This is a genomic window from Exiguobacterium sp. ERU653, assembly GCF_018617775.1.
In the GTDB taxonomy this organism is placed as follows: Bacteria; Bacillota; Bacilli; order Exiguobacteriales; family Exiguobacteriaceae; genus Exiguobacterium; species Exiguobacterium marinum.
On the sequence record NZ_JACSKV010000001.1, the window covers coordinates 616125 to 640783 of the forward strand.

Sequence of the window (24659 nt, forward strand, 5' to 3'; positions counted from 1 at the left end):
GGTATGATACAGAGAGGAGGGATGTACATGAAAATCGGGGTCATTGGTGGAGGTGTCGCAGGGTTAACAGCAGCTGCGCTCGCGCAGCAGAAAGGGCATGATGTAGTCGTCTTAGAGGCATCACGTGAATGGGGCGGGTGTGCCGGGAAGTTTCAACGGGGTGACTACTTGTTCCCGGCAGGCGCGACGCTTGGAATGGGATTTGAACGAGGAGGGGTCCATCAGCGGGTTCTCGATAAGCTGGGGGAATCAGTTGAGGTCAGCTTACTCGATGAAGTGATGGATATTCATCTGCCTGACGTCACCATCACCTATTATCACGACCGAGAACGTCTGCTTGATGAGCTCAGTCGCGTGTTCCCAAAGCATTACGAGGCAATCCATGCGTTTTACAGTGAAGTGTGGGGAGACTTTGAGAAGATTCGACCATTGTTTCAGCAGTTGCCTGCTCTTCCACTTCGCACGGTCTCGGACATGGTTTACGCACTAAAAGGTTTCCGACCGAACCAAATGACAGCACTCCTGAAGCTCCAGCGCCCACTCGGTGACACGTTAGCCCGTCATGGACTAAACGGAACGATGTTCGAGCGATTCATCGATGGCGTCCTGCTCGACAGTTTACAGACAGGAGCGAAAGACGCGAGTCACTTACTTAGTGCTGTGGCGCTATCGATCTATCATGAAGGGGCATATTATGTAGAAGGGGGACTGTATCAATTGGCTCTTGCATTAGAGCGCGCCGTCCGAACGTTTGGTGGCGAGACGAAATTAGGGAGGGACGTCCAGTCCATCGAACGAGTGACGGATGGGTGGCTCGTCACCGATCGAAGAGGACGACTTGAACTGGTCGATGTGATTGTTTCCGCCATCCCGATTGAGCGGACGAGCGAACTTCTGAGAGGAAAGGATCGAGGACGGTTCAATCGACAGTATCGGAGACAATTGAAACAGTCGCAATGGGGTACGTTCAGTCTGTACCTCGTCTTGCCTGAGGATGTGTGTCGACAGAAACCGTTGTTTCAACAAATCTATCACGAGCGATTACCGAGTGGGCATGCGTTCATCTCGATGTCCGCGCCAGGCGACGTGTTACGGACAGAACGACCGGAACGAACCATCACCGTATCAACACATATTGATTTATCGGAATGGCAAGATTGGAAAGACCGGGCGGCATATGAGAAACTAGAACAAGATTGGACCAATCGTCTCGTCGACGTCGTCGCGACTGCATTTCCTGAGTGGAATCGTGAGTCGTCACTTCTCCTTCCCGGTGGACCCGGGGCATGGGTAAAATATACGAAACGTCCACATGGGGCAGTCGGAGGTTATGCCCAGACGTCAAGCCAGGCGCTGTTTCGTGCCGCGAGTTATCGCACCGACTTGCCAAACTTTTTTGTGTGCGGGGATACCGTGTTTCCGGGAGCGGGGACGATTGGCGCGATGACGAGCGGATTACATGTCGCCCGATCGCTCGGGGTGATGATTGATTAGGGGGATATTGATGAAGAAAAAAGCATTTCATGAATTGACAACGATAGAATTGTATCGCTTGCTGGCTTTACGGACTGAGATTTTTGTGGTCGAACAGAACTGTCCGTACCAAGAAATCGACGGGAAAGATGAACAAGCCATTCATTATTGGATTGAAGAAGATGGAGAGATCGTCTCTGCGCTTCGCGTGTTGACGGAAGCATCTCCGGTCGCCATCGGACGTGTCGTGACGAAAGCGACACATCGAGGGAAAGGGTATTCCCGTACGTTGATGGATGCGGCGATTAAGGACTTCGGTCACGAGACGTTATATCTGCAAGCGCAGACGTATGTAGAACCATTCTACGCATCGTTCGGATTCAAACGGACTAGTGAAATTTACAATGAAGACGGGATTCCACATGTGGATATGTTACGTGAATCCTAAAATCCCGCTAGTACCGTTTCCGAATCGTTCATGTTAGAATGAGAAAGAACATTCACGTGCCATTGAGCACGATTACATCATAGACATAAAGGGGTTTACAATGGTGACCGATCAACAAGTAATTGCAAAAGCAAGAGAATTGGCAGACGTATTAGCACAAACACCTGAAGTGGCACGTTTCAAGGAAGCGGAAGCGAAAGTGAACGGTAGCGACCGCGTACAGACGTTGATTAAACGAATTAAGTTCTTACAAAAAGAAGCGGTCAACTGTAAGCACTACGGCAAGACGGAAGCACTTGCGAAAGTCGAGCAAAAGATTGATAAAGCGATGGAAGAACTCGACTCGATTCCGGTCGTTCAAGCATTTCAAGAAACACAAGTCGAAGTGAACGACTTGCTTCAATACGTGACGGTCACGCTCGCGAACTCCGTGACGGATCGCATCATCGAATCGACGGACGGCGACGTCCTTGCAGGGAAGACAGGTAGCGGCATGGCGGCTGAACAAGCACGCGGCGGTTGCGGATACTAAAACGACACAGCTGGCCGATGGTCAGCTGTTGTACTTTCTAGAGGTGAATCAGCATGCAAGAAGTCCATCAGACACCAATGATGAAACAATATTTCTCCATCAAGGCAGACTATCCGGACGCCTTTTTATTCTATCGACTCGGCGACTTTTACGAGTTGTTTTTTGAAGATGCGCAAATTGTCGCAAAGGAGTTAGAGCTCACGCTCACTTCTAAAAATGGGAAGCAGGCCGAACACCCAATTCCAATGTGTGGCGTCCCACACCATTCGGCGGCAATCTACATTGAACAACTGATTGAAAAAGGATTCAACGTCGCCATCTGTGAACAGACGGAAGACCCGAAAGCGACGAAGGGGCTCGTGAATCGGGAAGTCATCCAAGTGATTACGCCAGGTACATACATGGCGTCACTTAGCGAGAAAGAGAACCGTTATCTTGTCGCCATTTCAAATATCGCGGGACGTTTTGGAATTGCTCGAGGTGACGTGACGACCGGTGAATCGTGGTTAACGACACTTTCGTCAGAAGAGGCCGTCTTACGGGAAATCGAAGGGTTACTCCCGAATGAGGTCATCGTCGAGGATGAACGACTCGCTGATTTGTTACGACAGACCGGGATCCCTCTCTCGATTCAAGTGGACAAGCAGGATAGTCCGCTCGCACAAGGTGCGAAAGATGAGGCACAGCGCTCGGCGTTTGAGTTGTTGTTCGCTTATCTCACGAAAACACAGAAGCGGTCGCTCGACCACTTGCAACCAGCTGTCGCCTATGAAGTTGAACAGCATATGCAACTTGACGCCAATACGGCCCGAAATCTTGAACTGTTCCGATCTGCTCGTTCCGGGGAACGAAAAGGGTCACTCTTATCGCTCCTTGATGAGACGACGACAGCGATGGGCGGACGACTGTTAAAACGCTGGCTCGAACAGCCTCTTTACACCGAACAAGGCATCAAAGAGCGCCAAGACGCGGTGGAAAACTTAGTGGACGACTTCATGTTGCGTGATCAACTACAAGAAGAGCTGAAGCGAGTCTACGACATCGAACGCCTTGTCGCAAAAGTAGGGTACGGGACGGCGAATGCACGCGACCTCGTCCAACTACGCGATACGCTCGAACGGATGCCAGCCGTCCGGTCACTCTTACAGACGGTGAAAGCCGATCGCTTACAGCAAATCGAACAGAATCTTGACTCGTTCGAGACGTTGAGTGATCAGCTTCGGGCTGCCCTTGTCGACTCACCACCGATCTCGACGAAAGAAGGTGGGATGATTCGTCACGGTTACTCTGAAGAGCTCAATGAACTGTTAGAGGCAAAAGCGAACGGGAAATCGTGGATCGCCAATCTCGAACAACAGGAACGCATCGCGACCGGCATCAAGTCGTTGAAAGTCGGGTATAACCGTGTATTCGGTTACTACTTGGAAGTGACGAAGGCGAATGCGAAGTTGCTTGAAGAAGGACGTTATGAGCGAAAACAGACGTTGACGAATGCGGAACGTTACATCACGCCAGAACTGAAAGAGAAGGAAGCGCTCATCTTAGGTGCGGAAGAGAAGAGCTGTACGCTTGAATATGACTTGTTTGTCGCACTTCGCGAAGAAGTGAAGACGTACACGAAGGACCTTCAGCAATTGGCCCGTTCACTCAGCGAGTTGGATGTGCTCCTCGCTCTTGCCGTTGTGGCCGAAAGACGAGAGTATGTCCGCCCAGTTACAGCGAAGCATGTACAAATCGAACGCGGACGTCACCCTGTCATTGAGACGGTCCTGCCGAGAGGCGAGTATGTCGCCAATGACTTGACGCTTGACGACACACGTCAAATGTTGCTTATCACGGGTCCGAACATGTCCGGTAAATCGACGTACATGCGTCAGTTTGCCCTGATTGCGATCCTGCATCAAATCGGTTCATTCGTCCCGGCAGAAGCGGCGGAACTCCCGCTCTTTGACCGAATCTTTACACGAATCGGTGCGGCGGACGATTTGGTGAGCGGACAGTCGACGTTCATGGTCGAGATGACCGAGACACGACAAGCCGTCACCGAAGCGACGAGCAATAGTCTGATTCTATTGGATGAGATTGGTCGCGGGACGTCAACGTATGATGGAATGGCGCTCGCACAGGCAATCGTTGAATATATCGCCTCGCCAATCGGCGCGAAGACACTCTTCTCGACGCACTATCATGAATTGACGGTGCTCGAAGATTCGATTCCGACGCTTGAGAACGTCCATGTTCGGGCGATTGAGCGGGATGGGCGTGTCGTGTTCTTGCATGAAGTACATCCGGGACGTGCCGACAAGTCATATGGGATTCACGTGGCAGAATTGGCCGAACTCCCAGGTTCGTTGATTGACCGGGCCCGGACGATCCTGTCAGAACTTGAATCCGAAGCAACGAAACCGAGTTTGAACGAGCAACCCGCTCCACCTCCAGTGGAAGAAGTCAGCCAGTTGTCGCTGTTCGAGTCGAATGACGCCGTACGGGAACAACTGCTTAAACTCGATTTATTGGCAATGAATCCAATCGAAGCGATGCAGGCACTTTATGAACTGCAACAGACCGCAAAGAAAGGGTGAGTCGATGGGAATCATTCGAGAGTTACCGGAACAACTCGCGAACCGAATCGCAGCCGGGGAGGTCGTCGAACGACCGGCTTCCGTCGTGAAAGAATTAGTCGAAAATGCGATTGATGCGGGAGCGACGAAAGTAGACGTCGACTTACAAGAAGCGGGGATCCGTCTCATCAAAGTCCGTGACAACGGGCATGGATTCCATGAAGAAGATGCGGCGCGAGCCTTCTTGCGACATGCGACGAGTAAGATCCGGGACGAGCACGACTTGTTCCGTATTCGGACGCTTGGTTTCCGCGGGGAAGCGCTCGCCTCGATCGCTTCGGTCAGTCAAGTCTCATTGAAGTCAAAACGTGCGGACGAGGACGGTTTTGAAATGACGCTTGAAGGTGGTGTCGTCAAGGCGACGAATCCGGCAGCGACGAACGTCGGGACTGAAATTACGGTCAGCCAGCTCTTCTTCAACACACCGGCCCGTCTGAAATATTTGAAGACGTCAGCAACAGAGCTTGCGAGCATTACCGATACGTTGAACCGTTTGGCACTGTCTCATCCAGAGATTCGCTTCACGGTCTTCCATGAAGAGAAAGAATTGTTGCGAACGAACGGGAATGGCGACTTGAAACAAGTCATGCTCGCCATCTATGGTCGTCAAGTCGCCGCACAAATCGTGACGGCATCGAGTAAGACGAATGACTATACGCTGAGCGCACATCTCGTGCGCCCAGAAGTGACCCGTTCGAACAAACAATACGTGACTCTCATTCTAAATGGGCGAAGCATCAAGAACTTTGCCCTGACACAAAGTGTGCTTGAGGGCTACCATACGCTCTTACCGATCGGTCGCTATCCGATTGCCGTGCTCGAGGTGAAGATGGACCCGATGTTGATTGACGTGAACGTCCATCCGACGAAACGTGAAGTGCGGTTGTCAAAAGAAAAAGAACTATGCCAGCTCATCAGAGAGACCGTTCAATTGACGCTCCGTGAGCAACGTCTCATTCCGTCTGTGAAACAAGAATTAAAGCCAAAACGAGAGACACCGTCTGAACAGTCGAAACTCGACTTTTCGATGGAGCCGCAACCTAAACAGGCAGATCCGGTCGAGTGGAACTATCCGATTCCGAGAGAACGGAAGGAGACGCTCACGTCTCCTTCCCAGTGGAATCCGGCGCCGCTCGTTCATGAACCGGAGCCAGAGATGATTGAACCAAAACAGGTCGAAAAGCCTGTACATCAGTCGGAGCGTTTACCGGCGTTAGACGTCATCGGACAACTGCATTCAAGTTATATCATCTGTGGAGCGGAAGACGGGATGTACGTGATGGACCAACATGCCGCCCAGGAACGCATCAAGTATGAGTTGTTCTATGAGCAGTTAGGACGTCCGGAAAAAGAGTATCAGCTCCTATTGATTCCGTTGACGTTAGAATTCACACAAGAAGAGACGCTCGCCATCGAAGAAGTACTCCCGCTCCTAGCGGATGCCGGCATCACGTTAGAACCGTTTGGCGGCAACACGTTCCTCGTGCGCGAGATTCCGACATGGTATCCGCAACATGACTTAGAAGGTACGATTCGTGATTTAGTAGAGATGGCGATTCAACAGCGTTCGATTGATATTGCGAAATATCGTGAGGAAGCATCAATTCTCATGGCGTGTAAACGATCGATCAAAGCGAATCATCCACTTAATATGGAGATGATGCGACAATTGATTGATGATTTAAGCCGAACAACGTCTCCTTTCACATGTCCTCACGGTCGACCGATTCTCGTGAAGTGGAGTACGTATGAACTCGAGAAGTTGTTTAAACGCGTCATGTAATCGTCTTGTTACTTCTTTTTAATACGCTGTAACGTTTATTCAACAGTCCACATGGGAAAACTATACACATGTCACGCAACGCATCGAGGTTGAGAGGTGGCTTTTTCACTGCCTCACCCTCAAGATGTCGACATGAAATGTATATCCATGTAGGAGGAAAAGAAAATGACGAACAAACTTCAAGTATCAAAACGAGAATTACGCCCACGCTCACTACGCACGAAGTTGCGTAACGAAGGAAAAGCGTTAGGCGTCGTCTACGGCTATAAAGTAGACAGTACGCCAATCGTGTTTGACGAGATGGATCTTCGTAAAATTCTTCGAGACCATGGTGACAATGCCTTGATTGAACTCCATTACGATGGAAACAAAATCAACACGCTCGTGCACGGATCGGAAACGAACCCGTTCACAAACTTCTATCAACACGTTGAGTTCATGGCTGTGAAGATGGATGAAGAGACAGAAGTCGAAGCGGATATCATCCTTGTTGGTGACGCGAAAGGCGTCAAAGAAGGCGGATACCTCGCCCAGTCACTCTATAAAGTGACGGTCGCAGCGACACCTGCCAACATTCCTGAACGCATCGAACTTGACGTGTCAGACCTCGAAATCGGTGATTCGGTGACGGTAGCAGACCTTCCGAAAGACAAATCGTACACGATTGTCTCAGAGTCAGACATGCATATCGCATCAGTGAATGAGCCGGTTGCTTCTGAGGAAGAAGAGACGGAAGAAGCTTCAACTGAAGGGGAAGCTTCAGAAGGATCTTCTGAAGAAACAGAAGAATCGACTGAGGATAAAGAATAAAAGTTACGTCTGTGTCTGTAATAATGACACGACTCAATTGAGAGGAGCATCGTCCCGAGATGGGGCGATGCTCCTCTGTTTATGAAGCAGCTCTGTTTACTGAACATTTTTTGAGCAACCGATTTTCAGGTGTCGAAACCATTTTTATTATTTCCTTTTAACAATAGTAGGCGAGAATTCTCCTTCCTCTAAGCGTCTGGGGGCGAAGCCCAGCGTAGGTGGGAGATGAATCGCCCGTCTTGGCAAAATTGTATTGGCTTGATATAATCAGTGTAACCAATCAAAAGGACTGATATATCAATGAAAATGGATACAAATAAACATTCAGTCTTTCTTCTGAATTATCACCTCGTCTTGGTAGTCAAATATAGACGCAAGGTGATTGACGACGACGTCTCGGAGTTCGCGAGACGAACGTTCGAACGGATCGGCGCGTCATACCATATCACACTGACCGAATGGAATCATGACGGTGATCATGTCCATGTGTTGTTCAAAGCCCACCCGAACACAGAGATGTCGAAGTTTCTGAACGCCTACAAGAGCGCCAGCAGCCGACTGATCAAACGAGACTTTCCACACGTCAAGAGACGACTGTGGAAAGAAATGTTCTGGTCTCGAAGCTACTGCCTCGTGACGACCGGCGGTGTGACGATCGACGTCATCAGGCAATACATCGAAAAACAAGGGAAGGAGTGATCACGTTGCTGAAGGCGTACAAGTTTCGACTATATCCGACAAAGCTACAACAAGAATACTTCATAAAGACGTTCGGTTGCGTCCGTTTCGTGTACAACAAGATGCTCGAAGAGCGTATCCGGCTGCATGAAGAGTCGAAGCTGAACCCTGACGCGAAACAGAAGCTCCCGACCCCGGCGAAGTACAAGCCCGAATTCCCTTTCTTGAAAGAGGTCGACAGTCTGTCCCTTGCCAACGCCCAGATGGATCTGAACAAGGCATACGCCAACTTCTTCCGGGACAGGTCTGTCGGTTTCCCGAAGTTCAAATCGAAGCACAGTGACCGCGCCTCCTACACGACCAACAATCAGAACGGTAGCGTCCGGATCGAGGACGGGAAGGTGAAACTCCCTAAGATCGGCTTCGTGAAGTTCAACCAACATCGTCCTTTCGAGGGGATCATCAAGTCCGTGACGGTCTCGATGACGAAGACGGGCAAGTTCTTCGTCTCCATCCTCGTCGATCAAGATGAGAAAAATTGGATTCCTGCCAAAAGTAAAATCGGTATCGATCTCGGCCTTGAACACTTCGCCATCATGACAAATGACGAGATGGTTTCAAACAAGATTGACAATCCTCGCTTCCTTCGCAAGTCGGAAGAGAAGGTCAAGAAGGCGCAGCGCGCTTTGTCACGAAAGAAGATCGGGAGCAAGAACCGAGAGAAGGCCAGGCTGATTCTCGCCAGGAGACACGAGAAAATCGCAAACCAACGCAAAGACTTTCTTCATAAATTGTCGAAACGAATCGTTGACGAGAACCAAGTCATCGTCGTGGAGACATTGAAATCGAACAACATGATGAAGAACCACAAGGTCGCCAAATCGATCGCCGACGTCAGTTGGTATGAGTTCGTCCGACAGCTAGAATACAAGTGTAAGTTCTACGGACGGACGCTCATCAAGGCGGATCAATGGTACGCATCGACGCAAATCTGCTCTTCCTGCGGCGAAAAAGGCGAGAAGAAAACAGTGGATGTACGCGAATGGACGTGTACGTGTGGCGCTCATCATGACCGCGACATTAATGCGAGCATCAACCTGTTGATGTTGGCAAACTAAAACGAATTCCTTCAGGGTGGGAACCATCCGACGAGCTTGGTAAACAACCGTGGCTAGTAAAAGTGCGGTCTTCCCAAGAAGCTCCCACTTCAATTTGCGAAGCAAATAAGTGGCGAGTAGTTCACATGCTCCAATCATTTTTTTGAAGAAAATTAATAAAAAATATAGAAGAGCTAAATTAAACAACAGTCCAAATAGTTCAAAGCTGTAATCTCCCTCTCCTAAGTTCCCTAACCAGCGGGCTGGAAATCCATAGTATGTGTAGGGCCCCTCTTCTTTAATCCCGATTTGAGGAATGAAAGAAAGGATCATTACAATAATAAAGCTTAGAGAAAACATCTTAAAATTGAATGTAGATTTAGCTTTTAACACTTTCCAACAAAACCCTTTCTGTTGTTATTAGTATTTTCATCACCCGATTTTCAGATTCCAAATTGCACTAACATTTTTGTTTGTCACAAATCCGCCATATGTAAACGATTACGATGTGAACACTCTGTCAATTCCTTCTAGAAGTGATTGTCAACAGAGACTGTACAGTTTATATTGTTAATGATTTCACATATTAGAACTGATACTTTCCTATTTAACTATTCAGAAAGAAGGGTTTGTGACATGGCATCAATGGAAATCCATGCACTCGAATCATTACGGAAAAAAGCACAGGCTTCCTCGCAAATGATTCATTATCGTCCAATGGAATACTTTTTACGGGCAATGTTAGCCGGGATCTTCATCGGCTTTGCTTCAATCTTTACGTTGAAAGTCGTTAACGGTATGTATTTAGCGGAATCTCCGTTCACGACACTCATCGGGGGCTTCTCGTTCGGGATCGCGCTCGTCATGATCATCTATGGGGGAGCCGAGTTGTTCACAGGGAATACGATGTATTTTACGACGTCCACATTGCGCGGCTATACGACGCTCAGTGATACGATGCTCGTCTGGTTGCTCTGCTTCGTTGGGAACGCACTCGGGGGCATCCTTTTCGCATTATTACTAGCACCGACTGGCGTCATCCAAGAACTTGGCATGAACAACTGGTTGTTCGCTGTCGTCGAGGGAAAAATGCATCATACGACGGTCGAAATTTTCTTCCGCGCCATCTTCTGTAACTGGATGGTCTGTCTCGCTATTTTCTTACCGAAACAAATGAAAAATGAGTTCGCTCAAATCTTCTCGATGATCTTTCTTGTCGCGGTCTTCTTCGCTTCAGGATTCGACCACGTCATTGCCAACTTCGTCTTGTTCGCCTTGACGCTCGTCGTCCCACACCCTGAGACGATCAGCATGGCAGGTGCGATTCACAACTTGATTCCTGCGACGTTCGGTAACATTATCGGTGGAGCGCTCTTCATGGGAGCCATCTATACATGGCTTAACTCGAAAGGTCTCCGTGAGGCACAAGAACTCGAGGAAGAAGTCGAATTAAAAGTCGTAAAAGCTGCTAAATAAATGACGTTTATCACATATAACGTAGAGCCTTGTCTTATCGAAGACGAGGTTCTTTTTTGTCGTAAAGGCACAGGTAAACTGTCACAATATCGACTCGTGACCATCGAGAAAAACACGTGTCATAATCTATATATAGGATTTTAAAAACAATTTTAAATGTTTAAGATCCATATATAGTGAGGTGATAGGTTTTGAAATTATTGCAGTTGTATGAGGACGTCTGCGTCTTACCAGACCAAGACTTAGTGCAGGAAAATGCGAACGTGGACGGAAAGTCCCCGCTCGGGAAATTAGCACGACTCTCTTCAGAAGTGTCTAAAGAACTGTCGCAGACGTATTTAATGTCGGAGCGATCAAAACAGGCCGTAAGTGAGAACTATCTATACGTGCACGACGCCGACTATTACATCACAGGCTCAACGACATGTTGTCAAATTCCACTCGGTCAATTATTAAAAGATGGATTCCATACGGGGCATGGAACGATTCGGTCACCAAAAGACATTCGCTCCGCCATGGCACTCGCGTCCATCATCCTTCAAGCGAATCAAAATATGCAGCATGGGGGACAGGCGTTCCCGATGTTTGACGTCGATTTGGCACCGTATGTCGAGAAGACATATGAGCGCCAACTGAGCCGACTCCAATCATTGCCTGTTGACTGGGACGATGCGCAATTGGAGCAACTCGCGGAAGAAGAAACGATCTCTGCGACGTATCAGGCGTGTGAAGCGTTCATCCACAATGCGAACTCGATGCATTCACGAGGTGGCGGGCAAGTGCCCTTCGTCTCAATCAATTACGGGACGGACACCTCAAAGTGGGGACGCATCCTCATTCGGGAGTTGCTACGTGCCACGGAACGTGGGTTAGGGAATGGAGAGACCCCGATTTTTCCCATTCAAATCTTTAAAGTAAAAGAAGGCATCAACTTCCACGAGGACGATCCGAACGTCGATCTTTTCCGTGAAGCGTGTCGCGTCACGGGCAAACGGCTTTTCCCGAACTTTTCTTTCATCGATGCCCCGTTCAACGCGTCATACTACGATGGGACGCATGAATCAGAGGTGGCGTATATGGGCTGCCGCACTCGGGTCATGGGAAACCGGCACGGGGAGGAGACGTCAATCGGACGTGGCAATCTTTCCTTCTCCACACTCAACTTAGTGAAAATGGCGCTTGTCTCGGAGTCGCTCACTGACTTTTACCGCATTCTCAACCGATATATCGACATCGGCATCGAACAGTTGGTCGAACGTTTCGACTATCAATGCACGCGTCGCGCTGAAGAATTCCGATTCCTCTACACACAAGGTGTCTGGCGTGGAAGTGAGCAGTTACATATGCAAGATGAAGTCCGAGACGTATTGAAACAAGGAACGCTCTCACTCGGCTTCATCGGGCTCGCCGAAACGCTGAAGGTGTTGACAGGTAGTACACATGCCGAGTCGCGTGAGGCGGAACGAATCGGTCTCGACATCGTCACCCATCTAGCCAATCGAATGCGTGTGGCAGCCGAAGCGTACGATTTAAATTTTTCGTTGCTTGCGACACCGGCAGAAGGACTGTCAGGTAAATTTGTGACGCGAGACCAGGAAGAGTTCGGGATGATTGAAGGTGTCACCAATCGTGCCTTCTATACGAATTCGTTCCATGTGCCGGTCTATCAGTCTGTATCCATCCGTGAGAAAATTCGGATTGAGGCACCGTATCACGCGTTATGTGACGCTGGGCATATTTCATATGTCGAGGTCGACGGTTCTCTCGCCCACAATGCGGAAGCGGTAGAATCGATTGTCCGCTTGATGCGTCAGCATGACATCGGCTATGGTTCCATCAATCATCCGGTCGACCGTTGCGGGAATTGCGGGTTAGAGGGATTGATTGATGCGGCCTGTCCGACTTGTGGCGAGGATGAAGACATCGAACGAATCCGTCGGATCACCGGTTATTTAGTCGGGACGATGGATCGCTGGAATACGGCAAAGCGAGAAGAAGAACGAGCGAGGGTGAAACATGATGCGCATTCTATCCGTCGTTGAAGAGTCTGTGGTCGATGGACCGGGGATTCGGACGGTCATCTTTACTGCAGGCTGTCCCCATCGCTGTAAAGGTTGTCACAATCCGTCTTCCTGGAATCCAGCCGGTGGTGAGGAAGTCGAAGTGGAGGAACTCGTTCAACGCATCAAGGTGAGCGGCTGGGACGGTGTGACTGTCTCAGGGGGTGAACCGTTTATTCAATCGTCAGCGTTAGCGGAACTCGTCATGGCATGTAAGTCGCTCGGTAAAAATGTGTGGGTGTATACCGGTTATACGCTTGAACAGTTGGAAGCGATGCACGACGAAGCGGTTCAAACCGTGTTAGACTACGCCGATGTGCTCGTTGACGGTCGCTTTGAGCAGTCGCTACGAGACATGGGACTCCGCTTTCGGGGATCGAGTAATCAACGGATCATCTTTTTGAATAAAGTGTAATCGAGGCAGAGATGTCTCGATTTTTTGTATAATGATGAAAAAGGGGGAGTATTGATGAAATGGTGTAGTTTTGAGATGCAGGAAGAACAAGGAGTGGGAATTGTCGAGGGTGATTTCGTCTACGATGTCAGCAATCAAGTACATACGACAAACTTACTCGAAGTCATCGCGCGTGAATTCGAGCCGGATATCGATTTGGACGTGGCGCCCTCATACCGAGTGACGGAGGTGAAATTGCTCGCCCCATACCGTCCGCTAAAAAACGTGATTTGTATCGGCAAGAACTACGAAGAACACGTGAAAGAGATGGATACAGCGGGAGCGGGGAAACTCGTCATCTTCACGAAAGCGCCGACCTCGGTCGTCGGTCCGGAGGCTGTCATTGAGCGTCATCCGGAATTGACGGATAAACTAGACTATGAGGGTGAGCTCGCCGTCATCATCGGAAAGTCGGGACGAGACATCGAAGCGGTCGAGGAACACATTTTCGGGTATACGATTTTAAATGACGTGACGGCACGGGACGTACAAAAAGAACATGTCCAATTCTTCCGTGGTAAGTCGTTCGATACGTTTTGTCCGATGGGACCGTTCATCTTGACACCTGACGAGCTCCAGTTCCCTCTCCAAATCAAAACAAGTGTTAACGGGGAGACGCGTCAAAACGGGACGACAGCCGATATGATTCGTCCGATTGACGAGCTCATTCGTACATTGTCGAAAGGCATGACGCTCGAAGCGGGTGACATCATCGCGACGGGTACGCCTGCAGGGGTCGGGCATGGGATGACGCCACCGACGTATCTTCAAACGGGAGACACCGTCGAAGTGGCGATTGAAGGTCTCGGTACGTTAAGAAATGTGATTGTCTGAATGAAATGACGCAAAATGTGAAGAATCTTGTAATTCATTTATCATTTTATAAATGAGTGTTCCTCTTCGTTATAGTAAGGGTAGAAGATAACACAGAGGAGATGAATCATTATGGATCGTCACGATCAATCAAATGAACGCGATCAATTACATGAATCAGAACAACAAAAAGATTGGTTAGATACAGAACTCGGTTCATCCAACCGAGAAGAGACAATGGTACGAACACAAACAAAACCGTCATTCGTCAGCCGCATGTTCCCAGGACTTGTGGGCGGAGTCATCGGGGCATTGCTGACGGGCGCAATTGCTTACCCGTTTATCGACCAACCTGCAACGAGTGTCAGTGACACGAACGTGACCTCGCAAGGGACTCCGGTCCAGACGTCATCAAACGTGTCCGATTCTTCGGTCACGAATGCCGTCGCGACCGCCCAACCTGCCGTCGTGACCGTGAACAATTTCGCCCAAACCGGATTCTCAAGTGAAGCCGTCGAGGCTGGAGTCGGGTCGGGCGTCATCTATAAAAAAGAAGGCGACTCGGCATATATCGCAACGAACCACCACGTCGTCAATGGAGCGGACAAGCTGACGGTCACCTTTAATGACGGAACGACAGCGGAAGCGACACTCATGGGAAGTGACGCGACGTATGACTTGGCCGTCTTAAAAGTTGACGCTGATAAGGTACCGGCCGTTATCTCAATCGGTAAATCGAGTGAGTTGAAACCGGGACAAACCGTTATTGCCATCGGGAATCCGCTCGGACAATTCGAAAACTCCGTGACACGCGGTGTCGTCTCCTCGACGTCACGTCTCGTACCGGTCGATACGGATGAGAACGGACAGGCCGATTTCAACGCCGAGGTCATTCAAACGGATGCGGCCATCAACCCAGGTAACTCAGGTGGTGCGTTAATCAACGAAGAAGGACAACTCGTCGGGATCAACTCGATGAAGATTGCGACGGCAGAAGTCGAAGGAGTCGGATTCTCAATCCCGGTCGACATCGCGCTTCCGCTCATCAATCAAATCGAACAGACGGGAGAAGTGAATCATCCTTCGCTCGGCGTATCGCTTCGTGACGTGTCAGAGTTCCCTCCAGGTTACTTGACGGAACAAATCAATTTACCTGAATCGGTGACTGCCGGAACGATCATCGTGGAAGTGCAACAAAATAGTTCAGCTGCGAAAGCGGGTCTTGAGGCACGTGACGTCATCGTAAAAATCAATGACAAAGACGTCAGCTCGTTCATTGATCTCCGTAGTGAATTGATTCGAGATACAGACGGAACGGTCGACATCGAATATGTCCGTGACGGAAAAACGGAGACGGTTCAAGTCGAGATTCAAAATGCGAACGGTTCTGCATTGTAAAAGGTGGGCAATAAGCCCGCCTTTTTTGCTATGCTAATACAAAAGGAGGATGAGATATGGTACGAAACTTATATGGGGTGCTACTCTTCGGGGCAGGGATGTTACATTTTGTCAGAGAGAAGGCGTTCATGTCGATTATTCCGAAGTCTTGGCCGTTCCGTCGACTGATGGTGCAACTGAGCGGAGTCGTTGAAGTCACATTCGGAGCGATGCTCTTACTGAACAAGGGGACGTCGTTCGTAAAACGGACGTTGCCGGCATTTTTTATCGCCGTCTTCCCGGCAAATATCAACATGGCTGTAAAACCTTCTAAAATCGGTGGGAAGGTCATTCCGAAATGGATCACATGGGGACGACTCCCGCTTCAATGGGTTTTGATCAAAGGTGTCAAAAAAATATAAAGGTGTGGAGATACATATGACAAGCGTACTCAAGTGGTTTGAGCATTTCCATGCTCATCCAGAAATCAGTTGGAAAGAAGTCGAGACGACTCGAACAATCGCATCCATCTTATCAGACTGGTCGATTCCCCATCGAACGTTTGAGGACGTGACCGGGGTGATTGCGGAGATTGGATCGGGAGAAGAGGTGATTGCGGTCCGAGCCGATATCGACGCGTTATGGCAACAAGTGGACGGTACGTTTCGAGCGAACCATTCATGTGGGCACGACGCGAACATCAGCATGGTACTCGGTGCGCTCGAACAGTTGAAAGACGAAGCGTTACAAAAGCGAATCCGTTTCATCTTCCAACCTGCCGAAGAGCAAGGAAACGGTTCCCTCGCCATGATCGAACGCGGTGCGTTAGAAGACGTGACGCAACTGTTCGGAATCCATTTGCGTCCACAAGAAGAGTTGAAAAGGGGACAATACGCGGCAGCGATTCAACATGGGGCTGCCTTCTTCCTGAAGGGAGAAGTGCTTGGAGATGATGCTCATGGTGCGAGACCACATCAAGGGCAGAACGCACTCGATGTCATCTTTACGATTCAACACATGTTAAAAAGCATTTACTTGTCGCCTTTTGAGCCACATTCCGTCAAGTTGACAAAAGTCCATGCTGGGAGTGACAACATGAACATCATTCCAGGAAATGCGACGTTCTCGATTGATGTCCGCGCTCAACAAAATGAAGAATTGCACGAACTGCGCAATCGTGTCGAAGACATGCTACATCACGTCGGTCAACTCCATCACGTGAAACTGGAATGGGAGTGGCAAGACTTCACACCGGGAGCTGTTGTCGGGGAAGAATCTAGCCAAATCGTCAAGCGAGCGATTGAGAAACGCTTCGGTGAGTCGGCTCTCGTCGAACGGATTGTCACGTCAGGTAGTGATGATTTTCATTTTTATACCGTTGAGAAACCGACGCTGGATGCGACGATGATTGGAATCGGGGCTGATTTAGGTCCAGGTCTTCATCATCCTCATATGACGTTTGACCGTGACGCCTTGGAAGACGGGGCACTCCTGCTCGCGGATGCACTCCGGATTGCAGCGACATAAATCAGGATGAGTGGGATAGACAGATGTCTGTCCACTCATTTTTTTATTGCATCAGTCCATTGTAAGCGCTATCATAACGTTATTAGCGACAATATAACGACAATTCTGAATTTTCGCTATAAGGGGAGGAAACTAGATGGAAACAATGGGGAACAAAAAAGACATGAAACTAGGATGGGCACTGTTGCCACTCAGTGTGATGATTGTCGTCATGCTCATCTCGATCGTCCAACTCGGTCAAGGACCACATATCCCGCTCATCGTTGGGACGGCAGTCGCCTCGATCGTCGCCTGGCGTCACGGGTTCAAGTGGAAAGAAATTGAAGAGATGATGTATAAGGGGATTCGACTCGCCTTGCCGGCAGTCGTCATCATCATTTTGGTCGGGTTGACGATTGGAGCATGGATCGGTGGAGGGATTGTCGCAACGATGATCTATTTCGGACTGAAGATCATTTCGCCGGCATACTTTTTGTTAACGATTTGCCTCATCTGTGCGGTCGTCGCCCTTTCGATCGGGAGCTCATGGTCGACGATGGGGACGATTGGAGTAGCGGGGATGGGCATCGGGCTGAGTATGGGGATACCAGCGCCGATGGTAGCGGGGGCTGTCATCTCGGGTGCATATTTTGGGGACAAGATGTCACCATTGTCAGACACGACAAACTTGGCGGCCGGCTTGACTCATACTAATTTATTCGTACATATCCGGCACATGTTATATACGACGATTCCAGGACTCATCATTGCGCTAGGGGTCTACGCATGGCTCGGTAGACGATTTGCGGATTCGACGACAGACTCGTCCGAAATCACACAGACACTAACGATTTTAGAGGACAGTTTTGTCATCTCACCATGGTTACTCGTCGTGCCACTCGCTGTCATTTTGCTCGTTGTAAAGAAGGTGCCGGCGATTCCGGCACTCGTCGTCGGGATTGCACTCGGTTTCTTGGCTCAAGTGTTCATCCAAGGGGGCACGCTCGCAGACAGCGTAGGCGCACTCCAAAGTGGCTATGTCATTGATACCGGAAATGAGCTGGTCGATAACCTCTTCAGCCGAGGAGGTCTTGATGCGATGATGTATACAGTTTCGATGACCATCGTCGCGATGACGTTCGGGGGCATTTTAGAATATTCGGGAATGCTTCAATCAATCATGAATCAAATTCTTAAGTTGGCAAAAACAGCAGGTTCGCTGATCGCTTCGACGATTCTAGCGGGGATTGCGACGAATGCGACGTGCTCCGAGCAGTACATCTCAATCGTCGTCCCGTCACGCATGTTTGCCGGGGCGTATGAAAAAATGGGACTGCAGTCGAAAAACTTATCTCGTGCCCTCGAGGATGGAGGGACGTTGACATCCGTGTTTATCCCGTGGAACACGTGTGGGGTATTCATCCTCGGCACACTCGGAGTCGGGGCTTTCGAATATGCACCGTACGCCGTCTTGAACTTCATCGTACCGGTCATTTCGATTGTATATGCCTTCACAGGATATACGATTGAACGCATGGCGGTCATCCAACAGGAAGAACCCGTCGCGGAACAAGCGGCTCAATAAAAGATTCCCGGTCGTCAATCGACCGGGAATTGAAATTTATAGACAGTGCGCGGTCGACCTTGACTGTAACTCATCTCTTCGCCAATCCGATGAACGAGTTTTGCATCAACCAATTTTTTGATGAGTCGTTCTGTCGTACGACGTGTCACGTTTAAATGGTCGGTCAACTCTTTCGCTGTAAACTCGAGATGGTCCGTTGAAAAGTGAATGAGCTTTTCGATATTAGTCGGACTCATACCGGTCTGTTTCATCATGTCATAGACATGCGTTTGCGTGACGCGGAAATGAATCGGTGCGGGTTGATCGGTGAACGTCATTCGTTTTGAATCATCGACGATTCGAATAGTGGCATCGCTTGTCTTATGAAGGGCAAGTTCGGCATGGTCAAAGGCACGTTGATAATCGGATCCATACCCGATGCCGACATGACCAGGAGTGTCCTCTGACAAGATGAAACCGTTTGAAATGGCGGATTCAATCTTTCCTTTATTCGATAGAAGGACGATACTGTCTTGGGCGGTCCCCATCAATTTGCCACCGAAACAGTGATGTTTTCTCACATGGTTGAGCGTATCTTTACTTGCATCCGAGTAGCAGAGCACAGCAAATTGTGACTGATCTGATTTGTTCAAACGAATCTGTTGAATAAAATTATGGAAGTGGTGGAGAATCCTTTCTTTTGGCTCAATCATGAGTTGACTAGCAAAACCATTTTCCACTAAGTGACGATGGACTCGCTCGACACTCGTCAAGGCGAATCGTGTCGTCCCGTTTTGTTGAAGCTGTTCATGAAACGCAATCAACTCTTCGAAATTCATATACGGACTGAGCTCTTTCACTTGCGATGGCGACATGTGACTTGGAAATGATGTTAAAATCGATTCAAGTCGTGACGTGTCGACGAGATCGATGGAGAGATTTTCGATCCGGAGCTGCTCAGTCAACGTCACGTATAAGAGTGACGTCAATAACACGACATCATCTTGAACGACATGGTGGGCGTATGGAAGGGTCGCCTCCTCTGTCGCGTACGTATAAGGGAATGAACCGGAAAAGAACACTCCGTCAAAAAATAGGAGTTGTGTAGCGATGTCTTTCGCTTCACGTGGGTCATCATAAGGAAATCCTTCGATCCGGACATCGGGTAAGGAAGAGGAACCTTTCCGTACCTGTTGAATAAACGCTGGTGAGCCGACGACGGCGATATGGATGGACATATAAAAATCCCCCTTGCAATTTAGCGACTATATAACGACAATATAGAGGAAAGAGCAGTTGAAGTAAAGGAGTGATGAAAATGAATATTCAAAAAATAGAAATTTTCTCGGTTCGCTTTCCGTTAAAAGTACCATTCATCGTCAGTTATCACCGTTATGATGATATGCCGTCTGTCATTGTCAAAATGACCACGTCTTGTGGACTGATTGGTTATGGAGAAGCCGTGGCGGATGAGCATGTGACAGGGGAGTCGGCAGAGAGCACTGTCAGTGTCCTCCGTCATCTGTTGGCGCCGCTCTTAATCGGAAAAAATCCGATGCATCTAGAGCATATTCATGACGAGATGGACCGTGCGATTCGTGGTGTTCCGGCTGCCAAAGCAGCGCTCGATATCGCGTGTCATGATGTGATTGGGAAAAAGCTGGATCAACCAATCTACGAATGGATTGGCGGTCGGTACCATGAGTCATTCCCAGTCACTCACGTCTTGAGTATCGGAGAGCCGAGCCATATGGCACAAGAGGCACTCGAACAAATGAAACGAGGCTATACGGCAGTGAAGATGAAGGTCGGAGTCGATGTGCAAACGGACGTGGCGCGTGTCAAGGCGGTACGGGAAGCAGTAGGAAATGACGTGCCGATTCGAGTCGACGTTAACCAAGGATGGGTCAATGCGGCCAATACGGTTCAAGCCATGCGTCTACTCGAACCGTATGGAATCGATTGGGTCGAACAACCGGTCAAGGCGGATGATTTTGAAGGCATGTTCGAAGTGAAACAAAAAATCTCCGTCCCACTCATGATCGATGAAGGGCTGAAAGACGTTCACGATATGAGACGCTTGACGATGATGCAGGCAGCCCATAAAGCGAACATCAAGCTGATGAAGTGTGGTGGCATCTATCCGGCGAAGAAGTTAGTCCATATGGCGGAAATGTCGGGGATTGAATGTCAAATCGGTTCAATGGTCGAATCATCGATTGCATCGAGTGCAGGATTCCACGTCGCTTTCTCGAGTAAAATCGTGAAGACGGTCGAGTTGACGGGACCGCTCCGGTTCGGGAAAGATGTCGGAAACTTATCATATGATTTACCAATCATCTCGCTGAACAATCGTCCCGGACTCGGTATTGACGTCGATGAAGATGTGTTACGTGACTTGACGACGGATTCTTACGTGATTGGAGAAGATTCACATGTGGCAAGGTGAAATCAAAGACCTTTCACTTCAAGTAGACGTTCTAAGCTTGTCAGATTTACCTGAACTATTGTCCGTTCAAGATGCGGTCATTCAGGTGTTGGCTGAACCAGAACATTATCAATCTCTATCAATCGAAGAGTTCACGAAACTATTGAAGGATCAGACATTGATTGGGGCAAAATCAGATGGTCGGATCATCGCATTCCGAGCGATGCTCATCCCGCCGATTGACAACGAACATTTAGGGCGAGATATCGGTTGGCCAGAGGATTTGCTTGAACGTGTCATTTATCAAGAAGTGACGAACGTCCATCCAAAATTCCGTGGATATGGACTACAGACACATTTAGGCAAACTGTTGATGTCACAAGTTGAATCGGATAACCGATTCGATGTCGTCTGTGCAACCGTCGCCCCATTCAATATTCCAAGTATGAAAGACAAATTCTCTCTTGGACTCCGAATCGGTGCGTTTAAAGAGAAGTATGGTGGGAAACTTCGATATATTTTTTACAAAGAGATGCATCGTATGTGGCAACCTACTTCAGAAGTGACGGAGGTGCCGATGGAAGATCGGGCGCGACAAGTTGAGTTGCTTCAAGCAGGTTGGGTCGGGACGGACATGATGAAACAAGGGGAACAGTGGGTCGTTCGATATGAGAAGTAAAAAATCCTCGTCAAGCTTAGCCTGACGAGGATTTTTGTTACTCAAGGACGAAGAGTACATCATTCGCGAATTTTTCATACGTGCGGTCACTCGGATGGAATTGGTCGGTCGCGAGATCTCGTGATAAATCAGAGATGTAGGAGAACGGGTCAATCACATTGATGTTTTGAGCATTCGCTAATTGTTTCGCAGATGCATTCCAATCGAGGATGAGTTGATTGAACGCCTGTCCGTTCTCATCATTTTGAAACGGATTGTATAGACCGATATAGACGATAGTCGCCGAGTCGTTCAATGATCGAATTTCAGAAAAAATGGTTTCAAGATTTGTCTTCGCATCCGTGATGACTTGTTGAATATCGACCTCTTCGAAATTATCGACATTTTCTCCACGGTTGAACAAATCGTTTCCTCCAATGGTCAACGTGATATATCGGGCGTTCTCGATTGTCCGACGCACTTCAGGCTGCTCGAGTTGTGTGAGTAAATCTTCTGTGCGTGCTCCAGAGATGGCCAGGTTTTGGGTACGGACACCGTCTTCTTCAAGTACCGTACTTACGGGTTGAACATATCCAGCACCAGACGTTGACCCTACCCCGCGCGTCAACGAATCGCCAAGTGCGACGTAGACGTCTCCTTCTGGTTCAGGGCGTTCGTCTTCGGAGACGGAAAGTGTTCGTTCCGGGGGGGTGACGATATCCTGATAACCAATCCATAGACCGTATAAGGCGATTACCGTTAATAAAACGGCACCACTTAAAAATGCATACCATTTCGACTGTTTCATGGGCTGACCTCGCTTTCTATACACATATCATATCAAAAATGTATGGATGTGCCCTATGTGAATGTTCGAATAGGACAGATTCGCTTTTGTCCGATAGAATAAGAGAAGAGGTGAGACAATGGAACCGACGTTAAAGCTACATCAACTAACAAAAGTGATTGGTAAAAAGACGATTATCGATAATATTTCGTTAGACGTCTATCCAGGCGAGGTATTCGGATTTTTAGGACCAAACGGCGCCGGGAAGACGACGACGATTCGAATGATTGTTGGCTTGATCAAACCGACGAAAGGAAATGTATCGATTTGTGGGTATCGTGTCGACAAACAATTTGTTCAAGCGATGAACCAAATCGGAGCCATCGTCGAGAATCCAGAACTGTATAAATTTTTATCCGGACGTGAGAACTTAGAAGCATTTGCACGGATGTTACCTAATGTGGATGACAAACGGATTCAGGAAGTCATCGATCTCGTCGACTTGACTGCTCGAATTGATGATAAAGTGAAAACGTACTCCCTTGGGATGCGTCAACGGCTCGGAATTGCTCAGGCGTTGTTGAATAACCCACGAGTTCTCATTTTAGATGAGCCGACGAACGGACTCGACCCAATGGGGATTCGAGATTTGCGATTATTCATTCGTCGTCTTGTAGAAGAGACGGGACTGAGTGTTCTCGTATCGAGTCACATCTTGGCGGAGATTGAACTACTTGCGGATCGAGTCGCTATCATGTCCCGAGGTAAGATCGTCAAAGTAGGTACAGTTGAATCATTAATTGAAGAACTTGCATCGACAGTTGACTTGCATGTCACTAATAGTTTTGAAGTGTTACCCATCGTTCAAGGATACGTTGGAATCGATCAAGCGGACGTGGTTGATGAGCGGACGATTCGCATTTCGATGAACGTTGAAGAGACGGCAAAGTTGAATCGCTATTTAATAGAAAGAGACGTCGAAGTGTTCGGACTCGAACGACGGGTGCAGACACTAGAAGACCTCTTCATCACATTGACAGGCGGTGATCATATTGCCTAATCCATCGATGCTTGGCCTTATTCGTAATGAAGTATTAAAGATTCATCGGAAACGCAGATTGATGGTTGTCTCTATTATATTGATCGTACTCGTCTCCATGTTTACGTACGCAAACTATCGTCAAATCGAGAAGCAACGTGAAGAACAAGGCACGATTGATTGGCGTGTCGATCTCCAGCAAGAGATCATCGATACGCAAAACCGACTCGCCTCTGCGAACGTCCAAGACGAGTTCAGGCAGATTCTCGAATTTCAAGTCCAACAGAATCAATATTATCTTGATAATGATATCAATCCGAATTATCCGGGGGCCCCGACGTTCATGCGTGTCTTCTTCTCCCAAGGGACGACGCTCGTCTTGCCGCTCTTTATCATCGTATTGATGGCGGATATCGTCAGCGGGGAACATAACGATGGGACAATCAAGACACTGTTATCCCGTCCGGTCCGGCGATTTAAGATTCTGCTCGCAAAATGGCTGACAACGCTACTCTATACATCGATCCTAATTTTTGTGACCGCCATCGTCAGTTACGCCATATCCGGAATCGTTCTCGGTTGGGACGGTTGGACCGCTCCGATTCTGACTGGTTTCCAAGCTTCACCGACCGGCACGTTCTCGACAGATTTTGTGCATACTTTGCCGATGTGGGAATACTTGCTCATGTCGATGGGACTGTCGTGGCTTGTCGTCGCCGCAGTCGGAACAATTTCACTTATGATCTCTGTATTGGTGAAAAACACGGCGACTGGAATCGGGATTATGATGGCCGTCCTCATCTCTGGGCCGCTTTTGACATCACTAGGCTCAAATTGGGATAGCTCGAAATACCTGGTGAACGTCAACTTCGGCCTTCATACCTATTTGGAGGGACAAGCCCCACCCATTGATGGGATGACATTACCGTTTTCTCTACTTGTCATTCTCATTTGGTCGATGGCCGCCCTGGCGTATGCGTTTTATCACTTTACGCAAAAAGATGTCTATTAATTTGTTAGTGCTACCTTCCTAGGTAGTACTATTTTTTTTGGCT

At 48.7% G+C, this 24659-nt stretch carries 22 protein-coding genes; 20 read left to right on the forward strand and 2 right to left on the reverse strand.

From position 1 onward, the window contains the following. Nucleotides 1–27 precede the first annotated feature (27 nt). The 16 genes from KNO95_RS03230 to nhaC all read left to right on the forward strand — a co-directional run bounded on the left by KNO95_RS03230 (nt 28) and on the right by nhaC (nt 18713). Nucleotides 28–1494, forward strand: a complete 1467-nt coding sequence (locus KNO95_RS03230; RefSeq protein ID WP_214702165.1) for a phytoene desaturase family protein — start codon at nt 28–30, stop codon at nt 1492–1494. 10 nt (nt 1495–1504) lie between these two features. After that, nucleotides 1505–1921 (forward strand): GNAT family N-acetyltransferase, encoded by a 417-nt coding sequence (locus KNO95_RS03235; protein ID WP_214702164.1) that lies wholly within the window; start codon nt 1505–1507, stop codon nt 1919–1921. A 100-nt stretch (nt 1922–2021) separates the two neighbouring features. Beyond that, nucleotides 2022–2453, forward strand: a complete 432-nt coding sequence (locus KNO95_RS03240; RefSeq protein WP_012726155.1) for a YlbF/YmcA family competence regulator — start codon at nt 2022–2024, stop codon at nt 2451–2453. Between the two features lie 53 nt (nt 2454–2506). Next, on the forward strand, nt 2507–5035 hold the full coding sequence (gene mutS / locus KNO95_RS03245; protein WP_214878272.1) for a DNA mismatch repair protein MutS: 2529 nt from the start codon (nt 2507–2509) through the stop codon (nt 5033–5035). A 4-nt stretch (nt 5036–5039) separates the two neighbouring features. After that, entirely contained in the window at nt 5040–6857 is a 1818-nt protein-coding gene (gene mutL, locus KNO95_RS03250) for a DNA mismatch repair endonuclease MutL (RefSeq protein ID WP_214702162.1), read from the forward strand. Nucleotides 6858–7022: 165 nt separating this feature from the next. After that, entirely contained in the window at nt 7023–7667 is a 645-nt protein-coding gene (locus KNO95_RS03255) for a 50S ribosomal protein L25/general stress protein Ctc (protein WP_214702161.1), read from the forward strand. 300 nt (nt 7668–7967) lie between these two features. Further along, on the forward strand, nt 7968–8366 hold the full coding sequence (gene tnpA, locus KNO95_RS03260; protein WP_214702159.1) for an IS200/IS605 family transposase: 399 nt from the start codon (nt 7968–7970) through the stop codon (nt 8364–8366). A 5-nt stretch (nt 8367–8371) separates the two neighbouring features. Continuing rightward, entirely contained in the window at nt 8372–9463 is a 1092-nt protein-coding gene (gene tnpB, locus KNO95_RS03265; RefSeq protein ID WP_214702157.1) for an IS200/IS605 family element RNA-guided endonuclease TnpB, read from the forward strand. Nucleotides 9464–10087: 624 nt separating this feature from the next. Further along, nucleotides 10088–10918, forward strand: a complete 831-nt coding sequence (locus KNO95_RS03270) for a formate/nitrite transporter family protein (RefSeq protein ID WP_034771482.1) — start codon at nt 10088–10090, stop codon at nt 10916–10918. A 191-nt stretch (nt 10919–11109) separates the two neighbouring features. Beyond that, nucleotides 11110–12960: an anaerobic ribonucleoside triphosphate reductase gene (locus tag KNO95_RS03275; protein WP_214878274.1), complete on the forward strand. Its 1851-nt coding sequence runs from the start codon at nt 11110–11112 to the stop codon at nt 12958–12960. Continuing rightward, a complete protein-coding gene (gene nrdG / locus KNO95_RS03280; RefSeq protein WP_214702154.1) occupies nt 12938–13393 on the forward strand; it encodes an anaerobic ribonucleoside-triphosphate reductase activating protein in 456 nt (151 codons plus the stop codon). Before KNO95_RS03275 ends, nrdG begins: the two co-directional genes overlap by 23 nt. Before the next feature lie 54 nt (nt 13394–13447). Then, complete coding sequence (locus KNO95_RS03285) at nt 13448–14266, forward strand: fumarylacetoacetate hydrolase family protein (RefSeq protein ID WP_214702152.1); 819 nt, start codon at nt 13448–13450, stop codon at nt 14264–14266. Nucleotides 14267–14377: 111 nt separating this feature from the next. Then, complete coding sequence (locus KNO95_RS03290) at nt 14378–15643, forward strand: S1C family serine protease (protein WP_026826093.1); 1266 nt, start codon at nt 14378–14380, stop codon at nt 15641–15643. Nucleotides 15644–15699: 56 nt separating this feature from the next. Next, nucleotides 15700–16044: a DoxX family protein gene (locus KNO95_RS03295; protein ID WP_214702150.1), complete on the forward strand. Its 345-nt coding sequence runs from the start codon at nt 15700–15702 to the stop codon at nt 16042–16044. A 16-nt stretch (nt 16045–16060) separates the two neighbouring features. Then, nucleotides 16061–17149, forward strand: a complete 1089-nt coding sequence (locus tag KNO95_RS03300) for an amidohydrolase (protein ID WP_214878276.1) — start codon at nt 16061–16063, stop codon at nt 17147–17149. A 136-nt stretch (nt 17150–17285) separates the two neighbouring features. After that, nucleotides 17286–18713, forward strand: coding sequence for a Na+/H+ antiporter NhaC (nhaC, locus tag KNO95_RS03305; RefSeq protein WP_214702147.1), 1428 nt, complete (start codon nt 17286–17288; stop codon nt 18711–18713). Nucleotides 18714–18727: 14 nt separating this feature from the next. Here the strand turns inward: nhaC and KNO95_RS03310 are convergent, their stop codons facing one another. Then, entirely contained in the window at nt 18728–19930 is a 1203-nt protein-coding gene (locus KNO95_RS03310) for a MarR family transcriptional regulator (RefSeq protein WP_214878278.1), read from the reverse strand. 80 nt (nt 19931–20010) lie between these two features. On the opposite strand from KNO95_RS03310, the gene KNO95_RS03315 reads away from it, so the two are divergent. Then, nucleotides 20011–21141, forward strand: coding sequence for a mandelate racemase/muconate lactonizing enzyme family protein (locus tag KNO95_RS03315; RefSeq protein ID WP_214702145.1), 1131 nt, complete (start codon nt 20011–20013; stop codon nt 21139–21141). Continuing rightward, nucleotides 21128–21799: a hypothetical protein gene (locus KNO95_RS03320; RefSeq protein WP_214702144.1), complete on the forward strand. Its 672-nt coding sequence runs from the start codon at nt 21128–21130 to the stop codon at nt 21797–21799. Before KNO95_RS03315 ends, KNO95_RS03320 begins: the two co-directional genes overlap by 14 nt. 37 nt (nt 21800–21836) lie before the next feature. Here KNO95_RS03320 and KNO95_RS03325 read toward each other — a convergent pair whose 3' ends face one another. Further along, nucleotides 21837–22586, reverse strand: a complete 750-nt coding sequence (locus tag KNO95_RS03325) for a GDSL-type esterase/lipase family protein (RefSeq protein WP_214702143.1) — start codon at nt 22584–22586, stop codon at nt 21837–21839. Between the two features lie 118 nt (nt 22587–22704). Between KNO95_RS03325 and KNO95_RS03330 the strand changes: the two genes are divergently transcribed. Both KNO95_RS03330 and KNO95_RS03335 read left to right on the forward strand, forming a co-directional pair. Continuing rightward, nucleotides 22705–23625 carry an ABC transporter ATP-binding protein gene (locus tag KNO95_RS03330; protein ID WP_214698369.1) on the forward strand — a complete coding sequence of 307 codons (921 nt, stop codon included), beginning with the start codon at nt 22705–22707 and terminating at the stop codon, nt 23623–23625. Next, nucleotides 23618–24616: an ABC transporter permease gene (locus tag KNO95_RS03335; protein WP_084483598.1), complete on the forward strand. Its 999-nt coding sequence runs from the start codon at nt 23618–23620 to the stop codon at nt 24614–24616. The genes KNO95_RS03330 and KNO95_RS03335 overlap by 8 nt, the downstream gene beginning before the upstream one ends. The last annotated feature ends 43 nt before the right edge of the window (nt 24617–24659 follow it).